The following is a 19,297-nucleotide window of genomic DNA, read 5'->3' on the forward strand; positions in this document are numbered from 1 at the left end:
AATCATTTTCTTTTTTTGTTGCCGCCCTGACCTTGGGCGAATCCTATGTTGGTGCGCACACACCGGAAGCCGATGAACGATCGCTGTTCGTTCTGGTATTCCCACATGCGTATGTCTGATCTGATGTTGTGTGCCACATCTTTCCATGATCCTCCGCGCACTATCTTGCGTTTCAGGCGGTAGGGGTCGTCGGGTGCGGCATTGTAGCGGTATTCCGGGTTGAGATCGCTCTTGATGGTGCTTACGCTCTCGGTGTAGGCTGTGGATGTCCATTCGCTGACGTTGCCGGCCATGTCGTAGAGTCCGAAATCATTGGGAGCGTATGTCCCTACCCGTGATGTTATGATATGTCCGTCCTGCACATAGTTGCCCTCCTGTGGCTTGAAATTGGCATAGAAGCACCCTTTTTCCTCTGTCAGTGGCAGATCGCCTTCCCAGGGATATTTATTGTCGCTGACGCCGGCTCTGGCGGCATACTCCCATTCGGCTTCGGTGGGGAGGCGGTATGGCTCAATATATACGCCCTCTCGGCCTATCGAGCGACGGAGGAATGCCGTGCGCCATGCGGCGAAGGCATTGGCCTGCTCCCAGCTGACTCCTACCACTGGATAATCGTTGTAGCCGCCGTGGGAGAAATACATTCTCACGTACGGCTCGTTGTAGGCGTTGTCAAAGTCGTTGATCCACGCCGTAGTGTCGGGGTACACGTTGACAATATAGGTGTTGACAAAGTCGTATTCGCTTGAGAGCGCACGCGATATTGTGCGGCGTATGATTTCGCCGTCCTCGTCGATCCATGCGGTGTCTTTTGTTATTACCGGCACGTCGGTCGGCACAGGGCGGTCGGTGTTGTATTCGCGACGGCGCGGGTCGCGACGGTATTTGCGTCTGACGGCTTCCGACTGGTCGTAGACTTCGTACCGGTAGTTGAGCTGTGTGTCGTCAAGCTCGCGTGCTCCGGTGATAGGGTTGGTGCGGTAGAGGCTTTCGATGGCTCTCTGCTCGTCTTCGTCGGGATTGCGCCATGGTATCGGCTTGGCCCAGTTGAGATGTGGCGTCACCGGATTTCCGTCGCGGTCTTCGTCGATCTTGTATTCCTCATTGCCTCCGTAGGCCGGATCGGCGAGGCGCTCGCGTATGATGGAGTCGCGCACCCAGAATACAAATTGTTTGTATTCGGCGTTTGTCACTTCGGTTTCATCCATCCAGAAGGCGTCGACCGAAATGCCGTGTGCGTCGGCCCGGAGTCCCCAGAGCGAATCGGACTCCTGCGGGCCGGCTTTGATTGATCCGCGGTCTACGAGTGCCATTCCGTAGGGAGCGGGTTCGGCCCATGTAGCTGCGCCCACGCCTGTCAGTTCGCCGCCCGATGCGTTGCGGCTTCCTGAAGCGCATGAGGCCAGCACGATCGAAGCCGTGGCTGCAGCGATATATGTCCTAAAGTCTGATGTCATACTATGTATTATGCTGTATGTCGTTGTTTACATAAATCTGATGCTTTTCTGCTTATGGCGGTTTTTTTCGCCCAGATCAAGTTTCATCGCATAGCCTGCGAATATCTCGTGGCTTCCGGAGCTTGCCACGGATATCTTGCCGGTGGGATAGTCGTAGGCATATCCGAGAAAGAACCCGCGGAATTCGCCCGACAGGCTGACGCTCAGCGTATCGTCGTGACGATATCCGACTCCCAGCGATACCATCTTTTTCCACCGCAGTCGCGCTGTCAGTGAAAGTCGTGTGAATCTGAAGTCGGTGGCCATCATGGCGGAGGGCATCAGTTCAAATAACGTGGAACTTATCGGAATATTGCCTCCGGTCATCAGATATAGTGTGCGGCGGGCCTGGAACTCGTATTCTCCGGCGCTTCCGTTGCTTCCGGAGGAAGAGGATGATCCGTTTTCGTCTGATTCGTCTTCGCCGGCACGTGATGTGACCGGTGAATCGGTTGAGAATGTGACCGTAGGCGCATTAAGATGGGTCATGGATGCGGATGCCCAGAAGTTGCGTCGGCTGTAATATATGCCGGCTCCGATGTCGAGCGCTGATCCACTGACGTCCACCCGTGGTATAGCTTCGTCCGTGTCGTCGTGATATTCGTCGTCGGCAGGTATGTAGACTTCCGATCCTCTGAACTTTTCGTTGAGCACTCCCGGCTGCACTCCTATCGCGAGGTAGCCTCCAGCCAGTTTGATGTGATAGCTCAGCTGCAGTCCCATGTTGAGATCGTCGTAGAGTCCCTGCTTTTCCTGACGGATGGCGATTCCGGCTCCGAAACGCTTGCCTGTGAGGCGAAACGGGGAGTCGGCTACGCCGATGAATGCGCGTGGAGCATTGTCTATGCCGGTCCATTGCATGCGTGAGCCTAACCTGAAACGCATCAGGTCGGTTGTGCCGGTAGCTGCTGGATTGTAGAATGATTTTACCTCATAGTACTGCGACAGCAGAGGATCGGTCTGCGCGATGACCGGCGCTGACGATAGCGAGAGTCCTAAGGCCAGAGATGTGTAAAGGCGGCGCATCATTCGAAATAGAAAGTGAGTACGATCATTTTCGACCGTGCTTTCAGCAGCGATCGGGTGATATCCATGCGTTGCGGATCATCAGCCAGGTCGGGACGCCGACGTTGCAGCACGTCGGTCAGTCCGAGGCAGAATCTGATCTCCGGGTTGAGTTTGAAGTAGGGCAGATAGAAGTCGCATCCAAGCCCCATGGTCAGGTATATGTCGGCGGGCTTGAGTTTGATGAAATCATTGCGTTTTTTCGCAACATCGACCGCCGGCATGATTCCGGCTGTGATATAGGGCCGTGAATTGAGATAGCGCACCGATGAGAATTTGATGTCGACGGGCACCACGACAAACGTTGATTTCATGTTCTGCTTCTGTTCTTCGCCCGTTGTGGTGTCGAGCATCTTTATCTCTCGGTTGCCCATCCACAGGCCGGGGGCTATGCGCAGGTTGAAGTAGTCGTTGAGGCGCATGTCGATCAGGCCGCCCACGCAGAATCCGGGCGAATGCGAGGGCTGATCCATAAACCATGTGCGCCCGTCGTCGGTGATGTATCCGCTGTGGGTCAGGGACAGATCCTGCGCGTGTACTCCCACTGAAAAGCCGAGATGCCACGCTCTGCCGTCGGAATAAGGGCGGTTGAGCGGTCCGTGGCCGAAATCGGCCGCGCCGGCTGTGGCTGCAGTGAAGGCGGCTATGCTCAAGAGTGTTTTCCTAATGACGTCCATCACGATTGATAACGTGCCATAATGCGCGATATTGCATGTGTTGTCGGAAAATCGGATTTTATCTTTTTTTATAAAGGCGGTTGCAGCGCTCTCAACATTTTTCACTAAATTTGCCCCATTGTTTCCCACAAATACCTACACAGTGAAATTTCGAAACATTATTTCGTTTGCCGCCATGCTGTTTACGGCGGTGGCTATCAACGCTCAGAACAATGTGGCCGAAGAGGTGGCATGGGTTGTGGGCGACCAGCCCATCTGGAAATCGGAGATCGAAGACTATTATAACAATCTGATTTATCAGCAGACTCCTATCAAGGGCGATCCTTACTGTGTCGTGCCCGAGATGATAGCAGTCGAGAAACTTTATCTGCATCAGGCCGATATCGATACAGTGGAGGTGTCCGACGCGATGGTCATGGCCGAGGTCGATGCCCGTATAAACCAGTTTGTCAACCAGTTTGGCTCGAAAGAAAAGGTCGAGGAATATTTCCGTCGCTCCATGCCCGACATAAAACAGCAGATGCTTGAGAATATCAAGAACACTTATCGTGTGCGTGAAGTGCAGCGGTCGCTCACCAAGGATCTGAAAGTGACTCCCTCCGACGTCAGAAAATATTTCCAGCAGCTCCCGGCCGACAGTGTGCCATACGTGCCTCTGCAGGTGGAAGTGCAGGTGATAACATTCCATCCGACCATACCGCGTCAGGAGATAGAGGATGTGAAATCGCGTCTGCGCGACTTCACCGAGCGGATCAACAAGGGTGAGAGTGAGATGTCGACACTTGCCATATTGTATTCCGAAGATGTCGGCACTGCCATGCGTGGCGGCGAGACCGGCTTCCTCGGACGTGGAGAGCTTGATCCCGAATATGCTGCCGTGGCGTTCAATCTCAACGATACCCGCAAGGTGTCGCGCATCGTGGAGTCGGAATATGGATATCACATCATCCAGCTTGTCGAAAAACGAGGCAATCGTATCAATACACGTCATATACTGCTGCGGCCCAAGGTGTCGGACAATGACATAAACGAGGCAATGCAGCGTCTCGACTCGCTCCGTACGGATATCGTAGATCATAAACGGTTTAAGTTTGACGAGGTGGTGAGCTACCTCTCTCAGGACAAGGATACGCGCTACAACAAGGGTATCATGGTAAATGACAAGGATGGCACGACGCGTTTTGAGATGAAGGATCTTCCTCAGGACATAGCCAAGCAGGTGAGCCAGCTGCAGCCCGGCGAGATTTCCAAACCGTTCCTGATGATAGACCAGAAGCTCAACCGCGAAGTGGTGTCGGTCGTCAAGCTGACAGCCCGTATCGAGGGTCACAAGGCCAATCTGTCGGACGATTATCAGCTGCTGCTCTCGATGTACGAGCAGTCGCTCAATGAGAAGACCATACGCGAGTGGCTCAGGCAGAAGATAGCCCAGACGTATGTGCGCATAGAGGACGGATGGCGCAATTGTGAGTTTTCCCACGAAGGCTGGATCAAGGAGAAATAATGCAGTCTCCGGCTTCCAAGGTCATGGTTTCGCTATACATTCGAGGGCTCTAAATACGGGATACTATGTCGGCTCATAGGTCAATGAAACTGTCGCTTCGTCAGGTCGCGGCCATAGTCGTATTTGCGGTTCTGGCATTGCCGCCGATGATAGCCTCGTCGTCATCGTCGGGGGTATCGGCTCCGGCTGTTGCGGCTCCGGCCGACACGCAGCAGCTCCGCCCGGTGATACCCGGCGCCGACCGGTATCAGGAGGGCAAGGTGTTTCTCGAGCATGCCGATACGTGGAGCTATCTTGAGCAGCCGGGTGTAGCGCCCGATTCGCAGTATCAGGTGCTTACCGGGAATGTGGTGTTTCGCAAAAACGACATGTTCATGTACTGCGACAGCGCGCATTTCTATGAAGCTGCCAATTCGTTCGACGCATTCAGCAATGTGCGCATGGAGCAGGGCGACACGCTGTTTGTATATGCCGACGAACTTGAGTATTCCGGCGTCGACGAGATGGCGGTGCTCTATGCCTATCCGGGTAAAAAGGTCAGGCTCATAAACCGCGACGTGAAGCTGTCGACCGACGTGTTCAATTATGATCTCGCATCCAATATCGGATTCTACAATGTAGGCGGTGTGCTTGACGATGCGGTCAACAGGCTGCGATCTCTCGAAGGTGAATATCATCCGGATACGAAGTATGCCTATTTTTACTACAATGTGGATCTTGAGGCTCCCAACGGCAAAGACACACTGCGTATGTACACCGATTCGCTCGTGTACAATACCGGCACGCATCTTTGTGAGCTGATAGCCCGCACGAGAATAGTGAGTGCCGACGGAGAGATACTGTCTTCGTCGGGCAAATACAATACGCTCACCGGACTGGCCGATCTTTACCGGCGCTCTCTGGTGATTACCAATCAGGGCAATACGTTGACCGGCGATACGCTGTTTTATGACCGTAACCGGGGTATCGGCGAGGCTTTCGGCGACATGGTGCTCATGGATTCGGCCAGAAAGTCATCGCTTCATGGCGATTACGGATGGTACAATGAATTGTCCGACAGTGCTTTTGTTACAGGCAGAGCATTGGCCAAAGAATATTCCGGCGCCGACACGCTCTATCTTCACGGTGATACCATCTATGCTTACGTCGATACGGATTCATCCCGGGTGATGAATGTCTATCGCAATGTGCGTTTTTTCCGGTCCGACATGCAGGGTATATGCGATTCGTTAAGCTCTACGGAGCGCGATTCGCTCATGCACATGTATCATCATCCGGTGGTATGGAGCGGACGCCGTCAGGTGTTCGGCAATATTATCGAGGTTCATGTCAATGATTCTACGGTCGACTGGGCGCGTCTGCCTGAATTCGGTTTCACGGCAGAGCATATCGCCGAGGACTGTTATCAGCAGATGAGCGCTTCGGAAATGACCACATGGTTCAATGACTCTACCATAAGCCGTCTGTATGCCGAGGGCAATGTGATGCTCATCATGTTCCCGATGGAGAGCGATTCCACCTACAACAAGTATGCCTATGTGGAAAGCTCGGAAATGGATGCCTATTTTCGCGACAACGACATAGAGTCGGTACATTTCCGTCCGGCTACTACAGGCAAAGTTACGCCGCTGTATCTGGCGAAGCGTAATTCTTATTTTCTCCAGCGGTTTGCATGGTATGAGGATATGCGCCCTGTGTCGCCTGACGATGTGTTCGAGGTGCCGCAGAGTCAGCTTGATCTGATGCGTTCGGAGATTCCGGCTCCTGAGGCTGCCGAGGCCACGCGTCGGCGCAAGGAGATACGCAAGGTGCGCCAGACAGGGTCGGAGCAGGCTGATGCTGACCGGCCTTCGGGGGCTGCAGAATCCGATAAGGTTCGGACGGCCGCTAAGCCGGTTCAGGCGGCGGCTTCCGTGTCCGACAGTATCGTTGCTGTGCCTAGGCCGGTATCTCTGCCGGTCGATTCGATACAGGTTCGTTGATATCCCTGTGTGCGGTATTATGCGAAAAGCATTGTTGTTTAATCCTGAAAATGATCTTGCGCTTGCCGATGGCAGGGCGTGCTACACTCCGCCTCCGGCGGCTGTGGCTCTTGCGCGTGCCGGAGCGTTGTTGCCTATGTGGTGGGGCGATCCGGGCGATGTTGTCATGGCATCGGATGCGGACTGTCATGGAACCGAATCTCTTGGACGTGACTTCGGGCTGAAATCCGTAGTGGGATCGGCCGGCGATTTTGCGGCGGTGGATGGCTGTGAGCCATGGGGATGGAGTCATGCTGCGTTAAGACGGTTGGCCATGGCCGGTGTGCGGAGTGAAGTTTTGCCGTCGGCAGCAAGCATGGATGATATTCGTCGGATCAGTCATCGAAGCGTGTCTGTCAGCCTGTTGACCCGGCTCGGGGTTTCAGATGACTCGCTGCCGGTAGAGGCTCGTAGCCGGGAGGAGGCATTGCAGGCTATCGGTCGTTTTGGCGGCAATGCTTTCATCAAGCTGCCGTGGTCGAGCAGCGGTCGCGGAGTGTTTGATGTCCGACGTCTTAACCGCTCCACTCTTTTGCGATATGTCGATGGGTTTATCCGACGGCAGGGGAGTGTCATGGTGGAGCGCAGCCGCAATAAGGTGTCGGATTTCGCAATGCTGTTCAGATGTGCCGGTGGTAAAGCGGTGTTCGAGGCTTTGTCGGGCTTTCATACCGATGCCGGAGGACGCTATCTCGGCAATATGATCGCTTCGGATGATGCGATAGTGAGTCATCTTGGTATCGATCCGCGCGGATGGGCTGATCCGCTTGCCGGAGCGGTATCGTCGGTGATTGCTCCGTATTACGACGGATGGGTCGGTGTCGACATGATGACAGAGTGTGAAACGTCGGGCGCTCGGCTTGGCATAGTGCCGTGTGTCGAAGCCAACGTGAGAATGACGATGGGTGTTGTGGCCAAATATGTCTACAATCGTCTGGGACGGAATATGTTGCTGTCGGTCAAGACTGACAGCCGGTTGCCGGCCGGCAGTGTCGATCTCTCTCCGGTGGCGTCTTCGCCGGGAATGCGTTTCGTCGCTTCTCCGACGGCCGGATCAGAGTGATTTGAGGAGTGTGTATAGCCGGTGTACGGGCAACCCCATCACGTTGTAAAAGCTTCCGTCGATACGGCTCACGCCTACAGCCCCGATCCACTCCTGTATGCCGTATGATCCGGCTTTGTCGAGCGGACGGTATTGGTCGACATACCAGATGATTTCCTCTTCTGTCAGTGGCGCGAACTCAACGAAAGTCGATGCCGAGAGGCTGTGGATCTCTCCGTCGGCCACAACGGCAACGCCTGTCACTACCTGATGCACGCGGTTTGACATCAGCTTTAGCATCAGCCGGGCATCCTCGTCGCTCTTGGGCTTGCCGAGAACTTCGCCTCCGAGTATCACCACAGTGTCGGCTGTGATGATCAGATCGTCGGGGGAGGCCTGCAGGGCGTAGGCGGCCGCTTTCTTGCGTGCGAGGTATTCGGGAACGTAGTCGAGCGCGATTGTCGACGGATATGACTCTTCGACCTCGATGCCGCGCATCACTTCAAACTCTATGCCCAGCATCCCGAGCAGCTCTCTGCGTCGCGGAGAAGCGCTTGCGAGCTTCACATTGTAGCGTTTCAGATTTTCAAGCGGATTTTCCATATAGCCTCTTAGCGTTGTTACCATCCGAATGCTTTGGCATCAGACATCCATTCTCCACGATCGCGAAGCACCTGTTCGATCAGGTCGCGCGCCACTCCGTAACCTCCCGCCACAGGCGATATGTAGCCGGCGGTCTCTTTCACTTCGGGGGCTGCATCGGCCGGTGCTATGGCGAGTCCGGCATGGCGCATGGCCTCTATGTCGGGTATGTCGTCGCCGGTATATGCCACCTCATCAGGCGTAAGTCCCTCCTTTGCCATCCAGTCGGTAAGCACGGGGAGCTTGACAGAGGCTTTCAGATATATGTCGGTGATGCCGAGTCCGGCATATCTGACGCGCAGAGCCGGGCTGTCGGCGCCGCTGATGATCGCAATTCTAAGCCCGCGCTTCACTGCGAGCTGAAGTGCGTAGCCGTCCTTGATATTGACCATTCTCTGCGGGTTGCCGTTGATATCCATGGGTATTGTCGACGGAGAGAGAACGCCGTCGATATCAAACGCCATGCCGCGTATCTTGCTCAAGTCATAATTGATCGCGCTCATTGGGGTGGTATCGGTTGATGATTTTTTCGGAAACGGTGCGGTAGAGTTCTGAGTGTTCGGGCGAAAGCAGTCGGGCGTGTCCATCCATCACTCCCTTGTCGTTGCGGCGTGCCGGCCCGGTCTGCACTGCGGCCGGATCGCCTGTGGCCTCCATCTTGCGCATCGTTTCCTCTATCAGGGGGAACAGTACGCTGATGTCATCGCCCTCTTCGCGGAGTATGTCGTCGGCCACACTCCACATGTAGTTGACAAAGTTGCAGGCGAACACTGCCGCCGCATGCAGCCGCCGCCGGCGTGAACTGTCGGCGAGGCTCACACGCCGGCTTATGCGGCCGGCGATTTCGAGCAGGCTCTGTCGCGATGCAGCGTCGGATCCTTCGATGTAGAGCGGCACTTCGCTCATTTCCACAGTTATGCCGCGTGTGAATGTCTGCAATGGATAAAACACTCCGTAGGTATCGGTGATGTCCGACAGCACGTCGGCGTCTACTGATCCGGAGGTGTGCGCCCACAGGCCGCCGAATCCCTTCATCCGTTGGGCTATTGGGCGTATGGCATCGTCGGTTACCGACACAAGGTAGAGATCCTCTCCCTGTCGGATCTGCGACAGATCCGCTATGGGCTGCGCCGGAATTTTAAGGGTGGAGGCAAGACGGGCTGCATTGTCGGGGTTGCGGCTCCATATCTGACTGATTTCGAGGCCGGCGGTCTCAAGAGCCGGAGCAAGCGCCGAGGCTACATTCCCGGCTCCGATGATCACAGCCATGATCCGATATGCACCTTTTCCCACTCGAGCCGCGACGGGTCGATGGGCTTGCGTTGCTCGTCCTTATGTCCGATGGTTATGATGCAGAGTGTGTTGAGCTGTTCGGGTATGCCGAGCAGTTCGGCCACATACTCTTCCGACAGTGTCTGGTCGGCTGTCATGCGTCCTCTTACCTGTATCCAGCATGATCCGAGTCCGAGATCTGCGGCCTGCAGCTGCATCATTATGGCAGCCACCGAAGCGTCCTCGATCCACGGATCAGACTTGGTGGAGTCGCCCACTACCACGATGGCCAGCGGACAGGCTCCGATCGGTGCTGCGCCCAGCGGCTTACACTGTGCCAGACGCTGCAGCATATCCTTGTCATCGACGGCGATGAACTGCCACGAGCGTGAGCTTTTCGATGTGGGAGACATCAGGCCGGCCTCAAGTATAAGACGCACGTCGTCGGCAGCCACAGGCTCATCGGTGTAACGGCGTATGCTGCGACGGTTTATGATCAAGTCGTGGAATGATGGTGATGACATGGCTTGAATATGGTTACGGTTGGTATGTCGTGTGTCGGTGGTTCAGCGCGCGCGATACACCCAGCCGTCGGGATGCAGACTATTGAAAGCCTGATCGTTCATCGGGCGCTGTGCTTCTTCGATGGTGGCTCCTGTGGCGGCGTATACGCGGAAGCGTCCGTCGCGTTCAAGTATTTCGAGCTGTTCGGTGCTTCGTGCGGCTATATAGTCTTCGGCCTGACGGCGTGTGGCGTGCGATGCCACAACAAGAAAATATTTATGGTCGGCGGGCTTGACCGGCGCAGCGTCCTCACAGGTTGCCACGGCGTCGGCCGGTGGCATCTGTATGTAAAGTGTCGGTATGTCGGTGTCGGCGGTTTCGGGAGCCGATATGGCTATAGGACGTCCTGAAGTGATCTCCGGGCCGGTAAGCGATGCAAAGTCGTGGTTCTGGCGGTCGATGAGCACGGGGGTGGACAAAACGAATCCGAGCAGTGTCAGCACGGCTATGGATGCCGCCACCCGAATGGCTCTGCGCAACGGCATGAAACGCGGTGTGCGTTCTGTCGGGATGTCAGTCTCCTCTGAGGCGAGTGCGAGCGCGGGAAGTCCGAAATACGGTGAGTTTGCGATGCTGTCGGCGGCTGGGGAAAAGATCATTGATCCGTTGTCGTCGCGTGTGAAGGTGCCTATCCGGTCAATGCTGACCTCGCCGTTGACGTCATAGATGTTTCTGAGTTCGTCCACTCCATCTCTGACGATCGAATCGGCCACCTGATAGCTTATGCCGTCGCGGCGGGCGATGCTCGATGCAAGCATTCCGTCAGTGTGGGTCAACGCCTGGTTGAACCCGATCGAACGACAGGGCGGCGTGAGCCGTCCGTCCGTCAGACGCGAGTGGCTGACGGAGGCCACAAGGGCTCCCCATCCGGGTATTACCACGCAGTCATTGTTGACAATAAGGTATTGTATGTGGGGTGTCAGAGTTTTCACAAGTGCAAATTTAGGCATTTTTTGCAAAACTGGCATAGTGATGAAGCAAAAATGTTTCAGAGCCGGCTGGCCAGTTCATCGATGGTGATGATGCTGACGATCAATCGGCCGTCGGGGGTATAATTGGGGGTCTTGAGGCTGAACAGTGAGGCTATGAGATGATCCATTTCTTCGTCGCTCAGCTGTTTGCCCGGTCGGACTGCGGCTGCCGAGGCCATCGACAGCGCCAGCCGTTGTCGCAGTGAGTCGGCGGGTTTGTCGCCGCCTTCGGTTTCATCCTCGATGATGCGTAGCAGAGTGTCGACGGGATTGACGTCGCCCAACACTGCCGGAGCGCCGTTAAGACTCCAGTCGCCGTCGCCAAGCGGCGACAGGTCGAAGCCTATAGCCGACACTTCCGGGAGCAGACTTTCGAGCACTGCCGCCTGAGCGGGCGAAAGCCTCACTATCTCCGGGAACATCATGCGCTGTGTGGCAAATGACGCTTCGGACGACATCTCCATGAATTGGTCGAACAATACCCTGAGATGTGCTCTGTGCTGGTCGATGACCATCAGACCGGAGCGCGACGGACTGACTATGTAACGGCCGCGTACACTTATGCAGTGGCGCTGCGGCATGTCTGATACAGCTGTGTCGCCGAATATGTCGGGAGATTCCTCGCCGAGCATTTCTGACGGCATGGAGTTGAGGGCGCTTCCGGCCACTGTGGTGGGGCTGCTTTCGTTGCTGAATCCTTCATAGAGCCGTTCCCAGTCGCGCGAGGCCTGACGAAGTGCGTCGCCGCTCCGGAATGTGCGCCCGGAGCTTGTGGGGGCGCTGACATGGGGTGTGTCAGACATTTCTGCCGGTTGTTCGAATGGATTGTAGTCTGGATCGAGATTGAGCTGTGTGTCGGCTTCGAAATTGGGGTTGAAAAGCGGCAGTGATGCGTCGTCGGTCGAGAAATCGATGCCGGGCATGCCGTTGAAGCGTCCGAGCGACTCTTTTATGGCTGCGACAAGTATCTGCCAGATAGCCTGTTCGTCTTCAAATTTGATTTCGTTTTTGGTCGGGTGTATGTTGACATCGATCGTCGACGGGTCTACCTCGAAGTTTATGAAGTAGTTGGGCTGTACGTCGGGAGCTATCAACGGCTCGTAGCAGCTCATTGTGGCTTTGTGGAAATAGGGATGGCGCATGTTGCGTCCGTTGACAAAGAAATACTGCAATGCGTTGCGTCGGCGGCCGCTTGACGGAAGTCCGATAAATCCGCTTATTTTGACGATGGAGGTTTCGGTATGTATTGGTATGATCTGTTTCTCAAGGCTTTTGCCGAAAAGATCCACAATGCGTTGTTTCAGCGATCCTTTGAGAAGCTGGTGCATCACGCTGTCGTTGTTGATCAGAGTGAATTCCACTTCGGGGTTGACAAGAGCCAGCCGCTCGAATTCGCGCATGATATTGGCAAGCTCAACCGAGTCTTTTTTCAGGAATTTGCGGCGTGCGGGGACGTTGAAAAACAGGTTCTTGACCATCATGTTGCTTCCGGGTACCGATGCTTCCGGCTCCTGACTCTCCACGACCGATCCGTTGATTATCAGACGTGTGCCTACCTGCGAGTCGTGGCGCATGGTGCGCAGGTCCACCTGTGCCACAGCGGCAATCGAGGCGAGCGCTTCGCCTCTGAAGCCCATGGTCGACAGGTTGAAAAGGTCGGTCGCGGCAGCTATTTTCGATGTGGCATGGCGTTCGAATGCCATGCGTGCGTCGGTGTCGGTCATGCCGCATCCGTTGTCGACCACCTGTATGAGTGTGCGTCCGGCATCGCGAATGATGATCTGTATGGATGTGGCGCCGGCGTCGACTGCGTTCTCCACAAGTTCTTTGACAACAGACGCAGGGCGCTGTATCACTTCTCCTGCAGCTATCTGATTGGCTACCGAATCGGGCAAAAGTCTGATTATGTCGCTCATAAGGATTTTTTGAAACTAAAACGATGTGATGCATGATCCCTTTGGGATATGCTGCGTTTAGAAGCCACAAAAGTAGTAAATCGCCGTGCAAGGTCGAAATCGACTTTTCGACATGATGTAGAAAACTTCGCAGTTTTTGTAGATAACTTTTTCAGTGGGATGGATACAACCGGCAGGGAGAGAGCGACTGACGGGTGTGGATGAAAAATCCCGGCCGATGGATTGCACCGGCCGGGATCTGCTTTTGTGAATAAATGTCAGTCTTTGAGTTTTGAAGCCAGATTGTGGACTGCGTTGGCGCCTGATTCGAGTGCGTCGGCTGCCATATCCTTCAGCTTGTCGGTAAATCCTGAGATCTTGTCGGCAGCCTGATCTTTGAGATCGCCGATTTTGTCGGAAGCCTGTGATGCGAATTCGCCAGCCTGCTCCTTGAGATCGTTGATCTTGTCGGAGGCCTGGTCTTTGATATCACCGATTTTGTCAGCGGCCTGATCCTTGATGTCGCCGATCTTGTCGGCTACATTCTGCTTCTGCTGGCAGGCATCGCTCTTGACGGACTGCATTTCTTCGGATGCAGCTGCTTTCGCGGCCTGTGCGCTTATCTTTGCGGCGTCGGCCGAAACTTCTGCGGCCTGTTTGGCCACCTGGCTGTTGATGTTGTCCATAGTGCTACAGTATTAAGAATTCGATGTTTACATTATCAAAAACATGTTTTGGCGCTGAAAGGTTCAGTCGTTGGATGCTGTTATGGCTGGCGTGTGAGCAGCGAGTGGAGCATGGCGCTGCGGTCGCGCAGATCGGGCTGCAATATCGAGGCCTCGGAGGGATCGACCATTTTCAGGTCGGCATAGCGGTCCTCTCCGTTGATGAAATCGATAAGGCTGTCGGTCTGCGGGTCGGGTGAATCGATGGTCAGCGGGTTCTTGCCCTGCGCTTCGAGTCGCGGATCAAACCGGTAGAGCGGCCAGTAGCCGGTAGCCACAGCACGGCGCTGTTCCGTCATGGAGTGTCCCATGCCGTTGCGAATTCCGTGGGCTATGCACGGGCAGTAGGCGATCACGATCGACACACCCGGATATGACTCGGCTTCGCGCAAGGCCGTAATGGCCTGGCTGTAGTCGGCGCCGAGGGCTATTGATGCGACATATACAGTGCGGTAGGTCATCATCATCCGTCCGAGATCTTTTTTTACGGTCCGTTTGCCATCGGCTGCATATTTTGCCACTGCGCTCAGCGGGGTGGCTTTCGACATCTGGCCGCCGGTGTTGGAATAGCATTCGGTATCCATCACGAGCAGGTTGACATTCTCGTTCTGTGCGGCCACATGGTCGAGTCCGGCAAATCCTATGTCGTAGGCCCAGCCGTCGCCCCCTATGGCCCAGATGCTCTTGCTTCCGAGTAAATCCGACCGCCCGGCAATGGAGGCGAGAAGCGGTGTGCGTGGCGACCGGCCGATAATCTCCGTGAGGGTCTGTCCGGTTGTGTAGGACAGATCAGGCTCGTCGCAGGCGGCAATCCATGCTTCAAGCGCCTTGGCAATATCAGGCGGTGTCAGCGGATCCGATGCGGCCTTTGTCGCGTCGGCCTTGAGCGCCTCGCGCCGGTAGCGCAGCGCGCACGCTATTCCGTAGCCATACTCTGCATTGTCCTCAAACAGTGAGTTGCCCCAGGCCGGTCCGCGTCCGTCGGATCTTACCGTGTAGGCGTTGCTCGGATAGTTGGCTCCCCATATCGAGGAGCATCCGGTGGCGTTGGCTATTACCATCCGCTCTCCGAACAGTTGTGTCAGCAGTTTCACGTAGGGTGTTTCGCCGCATCCGCCGCATGCTCCTGAAAACTGCATGAGCGGTCGTTGGAGCTGTGATCCCTGGATGGTGAACCGGGGAAGGAGCTGTGGCTTCTCGCTCACGTGTTTTTCGCTCCATGCATGCATCAATTCCTGTTGCTGAAGCTGGGTGGCTATCGGACGCATTGTCAGTGCATGTCCCGGACAGACCACCGCGCATGAAGAGCATCCGGTGCAGTCGGCCGCATAAACCTGAATACGGTAGCGCATTCCCTTGAAAGATCCTCTGCCTCCGGCGGTGACAAATCCGTCGGGCGCACCGTCGGTTTCAGCAGTTGTGGCTACTACGGGTCTGATGGCGGCGTGGGCGCAGACGAGCGAGCAGAGCGTGCACTGCACGCACTTGTCGGGATCCCACTCCGGAACATTGATCGCTATACAGCGTTTTTCGTAGGCGGTAGTGCCCATAGGTATTACTCCGTCGGGTCTGAAAAGCGATACGGGCAGAGAATCGCCATTCAGTCTCATGCATGGACGTGCTATGCGGCTGATGAATTGCGGAACGGTCGGTTGATCGGCCGGATGATCTTTCTCTTGCGCCCATGTGGCGGGATAATCGATCTGTTTTATCGCTGCCGGAGCGGCGTCGATGGCAGCCATGTTGGCCTCGACCATGGCATTGCCCTCATGGCGGTAGGCTGCACTGACAAGCTCGCGGAGCTGCGCGACAGCCTTGTCGTAGTCGATCACGCCGCTCAAACGCAGATATACGGTGGCCATTATGGTGTTGATTCGCGCTCCGAGTCCGTTGGCGGCTGCGATGGAAGTGGCGTCGACGGCATAGAATTTCAGCCGTCTGCCGGCTATGGTTCTTTTCATGGCTGCCGGAATTCTGGATTCCATATCCTGCACCGACATGGAGGTGTTGAGCACGAACGTGCCGCCGTCTCTGATCTTGTCGAGCAGCTCGAACCGGCCTATATAGGAGTCTTTGTTGCATCCGACATAGTCGGCGCTCTCGATTGCGTATGCGGCTCTGATCGGGTGTGGGGCGATCCGTAGCTGTGAAATGGTGTATCCGCCCGATTTCTTTGCCGAGTAGTGGAAGTAGGCCTGTGCATACAGTCCCTCTTCCGAGCCGGCTATCTGTGTTATCTGGCGTGTGGCGCCTACGGTGCCGTCTGATCCCATGCCATAGAATATGGCCTGATGCATGTCGGGCGGTGTGAGATCGTCCGTCGTGTCGACATCAAGCGACAGATGACTGACATCGTCGGTGATTCCGACCGTGAAGCGCCGTCGGGGCTGCTGTCGGGACATCTCGTCGAATACAGCCATGACCATGGCGGGATTGAAGTCTTTGCTCGACAGTCCGTAGCGTCCGCCGATCACTTTAATGTCGCGTCGCGACTCCAGAACGGCCGATGCAACGTCGAGCAACAGAGGTTCGCCTTCCGATCCCGGCTCTTTGCAGCGGTCCATCACCGCAATGCTTCTGACCGATGCCGGTATCGCTTTAATCAATGCTTCGGCGGAGAACGGGCGGAAAAGCCTGACGCTTATAACACCGGTGTGCTGCCCGCGGCGATTAAGCGCTTCGGATGTCTGCGAGGCCACTTCAGCTCCCGACCCCATGATCACTATCACGCGGTCGGCATCTGGATCGCCGTCGTAGTCAAACAGATGATATCTCCGGCCGGTGGCTTCGGCCACGCGGTCCATGGCACTCTGCACAATGGCAGGAAACCGGTCATAGAAGGGATTGGCGGCTTCACGGAACTGAAAATATACGTCGGGGTTCTGTGCCGTGCCGCGCATGTCGGGATGATCGGGGTTCATCGCCGAAGCCTTGAAAACGGATATTTTCTCTCCGTTGACCATTCCGGCAATTGTGTCGTAGGAGATGGTGTCGATGGTCGAAATCTCGTTGCTCGTGCGCCATCCGTCGAAGAAGTGCAACACCGGCACTCTCCCTTCTATGGCCGCAAGATGGGCCACAAGTCCGAGATCCATCACTTCCTGCACGCTGCCGGAGGCAAGCATTGCGAATCCAGTGCCACGGCAGGCCATCACGTCCTGATGATCGCCGAATATCGACAAGGCGTGGGCGGCTATGGAGCGGGTGCCTACATGGAACACTACCGGGAGAAGTTCGCCGGCGATCTTATACATGTTGGGTATCATCAGCAGCAGTCCCTGCGAGGCGGTGAATGTCGTAGCCAGAGCGCCGGCCGCGGCTGCGCCGTGAGTGGCTCCGGCCGCACCGAGCTCGCTCTCCATTTCCTTTACTTCCATAGGACGCCCCCATATATTTAGCCGACCATGAAGTGCCCATTTGTCGGCGGTTTCTCCCATCGATGCGATCGGGGTTATGGGGTATATTGTGGCTACTTCGCTGAGGGCATAGGCTATATGAGTGGCAGCCGTGCAGCCGTCCATTATCTGTTTGTCGGGTTCGTTCATGATGGATTGAAAGTGTGTAAACGTAGAGTAGATCGGAAAAGAGTGTGGCCGCCGGCATACGGTCGATTGCGACGTATCCCGACGGCCATACATCTGTAGTGGTCAGAGCGTTGCCGTCAGATAGCGACGCCGGGTATGTTGCCCACACACAGTTTCGTGATCCATATCCATAGCGGGCAGAATGCCATGAAAAGCACTACGGATATGGCAAGTGACGAAGTGCCTGTAGCCACATAGGTATCGTTCTGGTCGGCGATGATGATGCCGGAGAATGCAGGTGGAAGAGCTCCGGCGACAACGAGCATGGCCAGATTGTCGGGCGACATCTTGAATATCAGGCCGACGATGAGCAGCATGGCCGGCATGACGATCAGTTTGAGTATCACACCGAGTATAGCCTGCCAGTTGACGGTGACTTTTACCGACGACAGCGTGATGCCGGCGGCGAATACTGCCATAGAGGCATTAGCTCCCTTGATGAGGTCAAACGAGGGGCTTGCCCATGCAGGCCATGGAATGCCGATGATCACCCACACGACGGCCAGGATAGGCGCCCATGCCACGGGTTGTGCGAGGGCGTGAAGCACCGGTTTCCAGGGATTGGGCTTGGTGCCGCCTTTTTTAGCCAGTTCGGCATCGTTTCCGGCGTTCATCAGCGACAGACCGACGGGAATGCCGACGGCGTTGACCACTATGCCGACGATAGCAACGACGAGGGCCACGTATGCGTTGGTGCCGAAAATAGGCTCAAGCACTGCAAAGCCGAGGAATCCGATGGTGGGAGATCCGTTTATAAGAGCCATGACGGCGGCATCGGCCTGCGTGACTCCGTCTTTTCTGAAACAGTATTTGTAGATCCAGTAGACGAGCATGAACACGAACATGATCACTACAAGCGATATTATCGACAGTTTCAGATCCGAAACGAGCATCTTGCGGTCGGCGTCGACAATCGATACAAACAATGCTGCCGGCAGTGCGAAATCAAGCACCACCTTATTGAATGCCTTGCCGTCTTTGGCCGAAAATACCCCTTTTTTGCCGGAGATATATCCGGCGGCCATCACCACAAGTATAGGTATGATGGCGTAAAGAATGATGTGTAGCATGATAGGGGATTATTGATTAAAACTATTGTTGTCCGAAACGTGAAAACCGAAAAGCCCGCGACCAGTCCGGCCTATGTCCGGCGATCCCGGGCTTTTCATGTTTTGGGGATGATCATACGACGATGTCGATGAGCGGCGCCGGGTTGAGGTAGCCGATATGTCCGCTCTCCTTGCCCGAGTCGGCGGCGAGCTGCACGTCGATAAGACATGGTTTCTTCGAGGCTACGGCCTCGGCCAGCGCGCTTCCGAGCTGGGCGGGAGTGGTGACATAGTAGGTCTGCGCACCGAATGCGTCACCCAGCTTGTCATAGCGAGCCTTTACATCGAGCGTTGTCGGAGCGGGGTCGCCATCCTTGCTGAGATTTTCACCTATGCCGTTGTATATGCCGCCATTGTTGAATATGACTACCGTCACGGGGAGGTTGAACCGGCAGATGGTGCTGAAGTCCATGCCTGAGAAGCCAAATGCACTGTCGCCTTCGACGGCCACAACACTCTTGCCTGTAGCCACGGCTGCACCGATGGCCGATCCCATGCCCATGCCCATGATGGCCCATGTGGCGCAGTCGATGCGGTGACGCGGCAGGAACATATCGACACTGTCGCGGGTGTCGTCGAGCGTATTGGCTCCCTCGTTGACCAGTATCGTGTCGGGGTTGGCCTCGAGCACCTTTTTGACGGCACTGAGGGCGCTCCAGTGGGTCATCGGCACGGTCTGCGGCGCGAGCCTCTCGAGGAATTTCGCGTTTTTGACTTTCGACTCGTCCTGAAT

General features: G+C 55.7%; 16 protein-coding genes. 3 read left to right on the plus strand and 13 right to left on the minus strand.

Annotated elements, in window-relative coordinates:
• Nucleotides 1–2 precede the first annotated feature (2 nt).
• The 3 genes from porK to porT are packed head-to-tail and all read right to left on the minus strand — an operon-like array spanning nt 3 to nt 3,235.
• On the minus strand, nt 3–1,454 hold the full coding sequence (gene porK / locus C5O24_RS00675) for a T9SS ring complex lipoprotein PorK/GldK (protein ID WP_107035218.1): 1,452 nt from the start codon (nt 1,452–1,454) through the stop codon (nt 3–5).
• 27 nt (nt 1,455–1,481) lie between these two features.
• Nucleotides 1,482–2,522 (minus strand): PorP/SprF family type IX secretion system membrane protein, encoded by a 1,041-nt coding sequence (locus tag C5O24_RS00680; protein ID WP_107035217.1) that lies wholly within the window; start codon nt 2,520–2,522, stop codon nt 1,482–1,484.
• Nucleotides 2,519–3,235 carry a type IX secretion/gliding motility protein PorT/SprT gene (gene porT / locus C5O24_RS00685; RefSeq protein ID WP_123549441.1) on the minus strand — a complete coding sequence of 239 codons (717 nt, stop codon included), beginning with the start codon at nt 3,233–3,235 and terminating at the stop codon, nt 2,519–2,521. The genes C5O24_RS00680 and porT overlap by 4 nt, the downstream gene beginning before the upstream one ends.
• A 175-nt stretch (nt 3,236–3,410) precedes the next feature.
• Here porT and C5O24_RS00690 point away from each other — a divergent pair, with 175 nt between their 5' ends.
• The 3 genes from C5O24_RS00690 to C5O24_RS13725 all read left to right on the plus strand — a co-directional run bounded on the left by C5O24_RS00690 (nt 3,411) and on the right by C5O24_RS13725 (nt 7,823).
• Nucleotides 3,411–4,739 (plus strand): peptidylprolyl isomerase, encoded by a 1,329-nt coding sequence (locus C5O24_RS00690; RefSeq protein WP_107681336.1) that lies wholly within the window; start codon nt 3,411–3,413, stop codon nt 4,737–4,739.
• Nucleotides 4,740–4,822: 83 nt separating this feature from the next.
• Entirely contained in the window at nt 4,823–6,721 is a 1,899-nt protein-coding gene (locus C5O24_RS00695; protein ID WP_161553750.1) for an OstA-like protein, read from the plus strand.
• A 19-nt stretch (nt 6,722–6,740) separates the two neighbouring features.
• Nucleotides 6,741–7,823, plus strand: coding sequence for an ATP-grasp domain-containing protein (locus C5O24_RS13725; protein WP_133165419.1), 1,083 nt, complete (start codon nt 6,741–6,743; stop codon nt 7,821–7,823).
• On the opposite strand, the gene C5O24_RS00705 is transcribed toward C5O24_RS13725, so the two are convergent.
• The 10 genes from C5O24_RS00705 to C5O24_RS00750 form a co-directional block, all read right to left on the minus strand.
• On the minus strand, nt 7,815–8,405 hold the full coding sequence (locus tag C5O24_RS00705) for a Maf family nucleotide pyrophosphatase (protein WP_107035213.1): 591 nt from the start codon (nt 8,403–8,405) through the stop codon (nt 7,815–7,817). The two genes, C5O24_RS13725 and C5O24_RS00705, sit on opposite strands and share 9 nt — an antisense overlap.
• Before the next feature lie 17 nt (nt 8,406–8,422).
• Entirely contained in the window at nt 8,423–8,947 is a 525-nt protein-coding gene (locus tag C5O24_RS00710; RefSeq protein ID WP_107035212.1) for a KdsC family phosphatase, read from the minus strand.
• On the minus strand, nt 8,928–9,737 hold the full coding sequence (locus tag C5O24_RS00715) for a Rossmann-like and DUF2520 domain-containing protein (protein ID WP_205961041.1): 810 nt from the start codon (nt 9,735–9,737) through the stop codon (nt 8,928–8,930). The genes C5O24_RS00710 and C5O24_RS00715 overlap by 20 nt, the downstream gene beginning before the upstream one ends.
• Nucleotides 9,704–10,240, minus strand: coding sequence for a nitroreductase family protein (locus tag C5O24_RS00720; protein WP_107035210.1), 537 nt, complete (start codon nt 10,238–10,240; stop codon nt 9,704–9,706). Before C5O24_RS00720 ends, C5O24_RS00715 begins: the two co-directional genes overlap by 34 nt.
• 42 nt (nt 10,241–10,282) lie before the next feature.
• Nucleotides 10,283–11,230, minus strand: a complete 948-nt coding sequence (locus C5O24_RS00725) for an HU domain-containing protein (RefSeq protein WP_107035209.1) — start codon at nt 11,228–11,230, stop codon at nt 10,283–10,285.
• Nucleotides 11,231–11,268: 38 nt separating this feature from the next.
• A complete protein-coding gene (gene mutL / locus C5O24_RS00730) occupies nt 11,269–13,167 on the minus strand; it encodes a DNA mismatch repair endonuclease MutL (RefSeq protein ID WP_107035208.1) in 1,899 nt (632 codons plus the stop codon).
• Between the two features lie 257 nt (nt 13,168–13,424).
• Nucleotides 13,425–13,832 carry a hypothetical protein gene (locus C5O24_RS00735; RefSeq protein ID WP_107035207.1) on the minus strand — a complete coding sequence of 136 codons (408 nt, stop codon included), beginning with the start codon at nt 13,830–13,832 and terminating at the stop codon, nt 13,425–13,427.
• 80 nt (nt 13,833–13,912) lie between these two features.
• Entirely contained in the window at nt 13,913–17,416 is a 3,504-nt protein-coding gene (nifJ, locus tag C5O24_RS00740; RefSeq protein ID WP_107035206.1) for a pyruvate:ferredoxin (flavodoxin) oxidoreductase, read from the minus strand.
• Between the two features lie 116 nt (nt 17,417–17,532).
• Nucleotides 17,533–18,525 (minus strand): AEC family transporter, encoded by a 993-nt coding sequence (locus C5O24_RS00745; protein WP_107035205.1) that lies wholly within the window; start codon nt 18,523–18,525, stop codon nt 17,533–17,535.
• Nucleotides 18,526–18,637: 112 nt separating this feature from the next.
• On the minus strand, nt 18,638–19,297 hold a 660-nt coding region (locus tag C5O24_RS00750), incomplete at its 5' end, for a thiamine pyrophosphate-dependent enzyme (protein ID WP_205961042.1).

The sequence above is a fragment of the Paramuribaculum intestinale genome, from assembly GCF_003024925.1.
GTDB lineage: Bacteria > Bacteroidota > Bacteroidia > Bacteroidales > Muribaculaceae > Paramuribaculum > Paramuribaculum intestinale.

Bases quoted from the DNA above. Each gene is read 5' to 3' on its own strand.
- nifJ (WP_107035206.1), bottom strand. From the start codon at position 17,416: ATGAACGAACCCGACAAACAGATAATGGACGGCTGCACGGCTGCCACT.
- C5O24_RS00695 (WP_161553750.1), top strand. From the start codon at position 4,823: ATGAAACTGTCGCTTCGTCAGGTCGCGGCCATAGTCGTATTTGCGGTT.
- porT (WP_123549441.1), bottom strand. From the start codon at position 3,235: ATGGACGTCATTAGGAAAACACTCTTGAGCATAGCCGCCTTCACTGCA.
- porK (WP_107035218.1), bottom strand. From the start codon at position 1,454: ATGACATCAGACTTTAGGACATATATCGCTGCAGCCACGGCTTCGATC.
- C5O24_RS00680 (WP_107035217.1), bottom strand. From the start codon at position 2,522: ATGATGCGCCGCCTTTACACATCTCTGGCCTTAGGACTCTCGCTATCG.
- C5O24_RS00725 (WP_107035209.1), bottom strand. From the start codon at position 11,230: ATGCCTAAATTTGCACTTGTGAAAACTCTGACACCCCACATACAATAC.
- C5O24_RS00705 (WP_107035213.1), bottom strand. From the start codon at position 8,405: ATGGAAAATCCGCTTGAAAATCTGAAACGCTACAATGTGAAGCTCGCA.
- C5O24_RS00710 (WP_107035212.1), bottom strand. From the start codon at position 8,947: ATGAGCGCGATCAATTATGACTTGAGCAAGATACGCGGCATGGCGTTT.
- mutL (WP_107035208.1), bottom strand. From the start codon at position 13,167: ATGAGCGACATAATCAGACTTTTGCCCGATTCGGTAGCCAATCAGATA.
- C5O24_RS00735 (WP_107035207.1), bottom strand. From the start codon at position 13,832: ATGGACAACATCAACAGCCAGGTGGCCAAACAGGCCGCAGAAGTTTCG.
- C5O24_RS13725 (WP_133165419.1), top strand. From the start codon at position 6,741: ATGCGAAAAGCATTGTTGTTTAATCCTGAAAATGATCTTGCGCTTGCC.
- C5O24_RS00745 (WP_107035205.1), bottom strand. From the start codon at position 18,525: ATGCTACACATCATTCTTTACGCCATCATACCTATACTTGTGGTGATG.
- C5O24_RS00720 (WP_107035210.1), bottom strand. From the start codon at position 10,240: ATGTCATCACCATCATTCCACGACTTGATCATAAACCGTCGCAGCATA.
- C5O24_RS00690 (WP_107681336.1), top strand. From the start codon at position 3,411: ATGCTGTTTACGGCGGTGGCTATCAACGCTCAGAACAATGTGGCCGAA.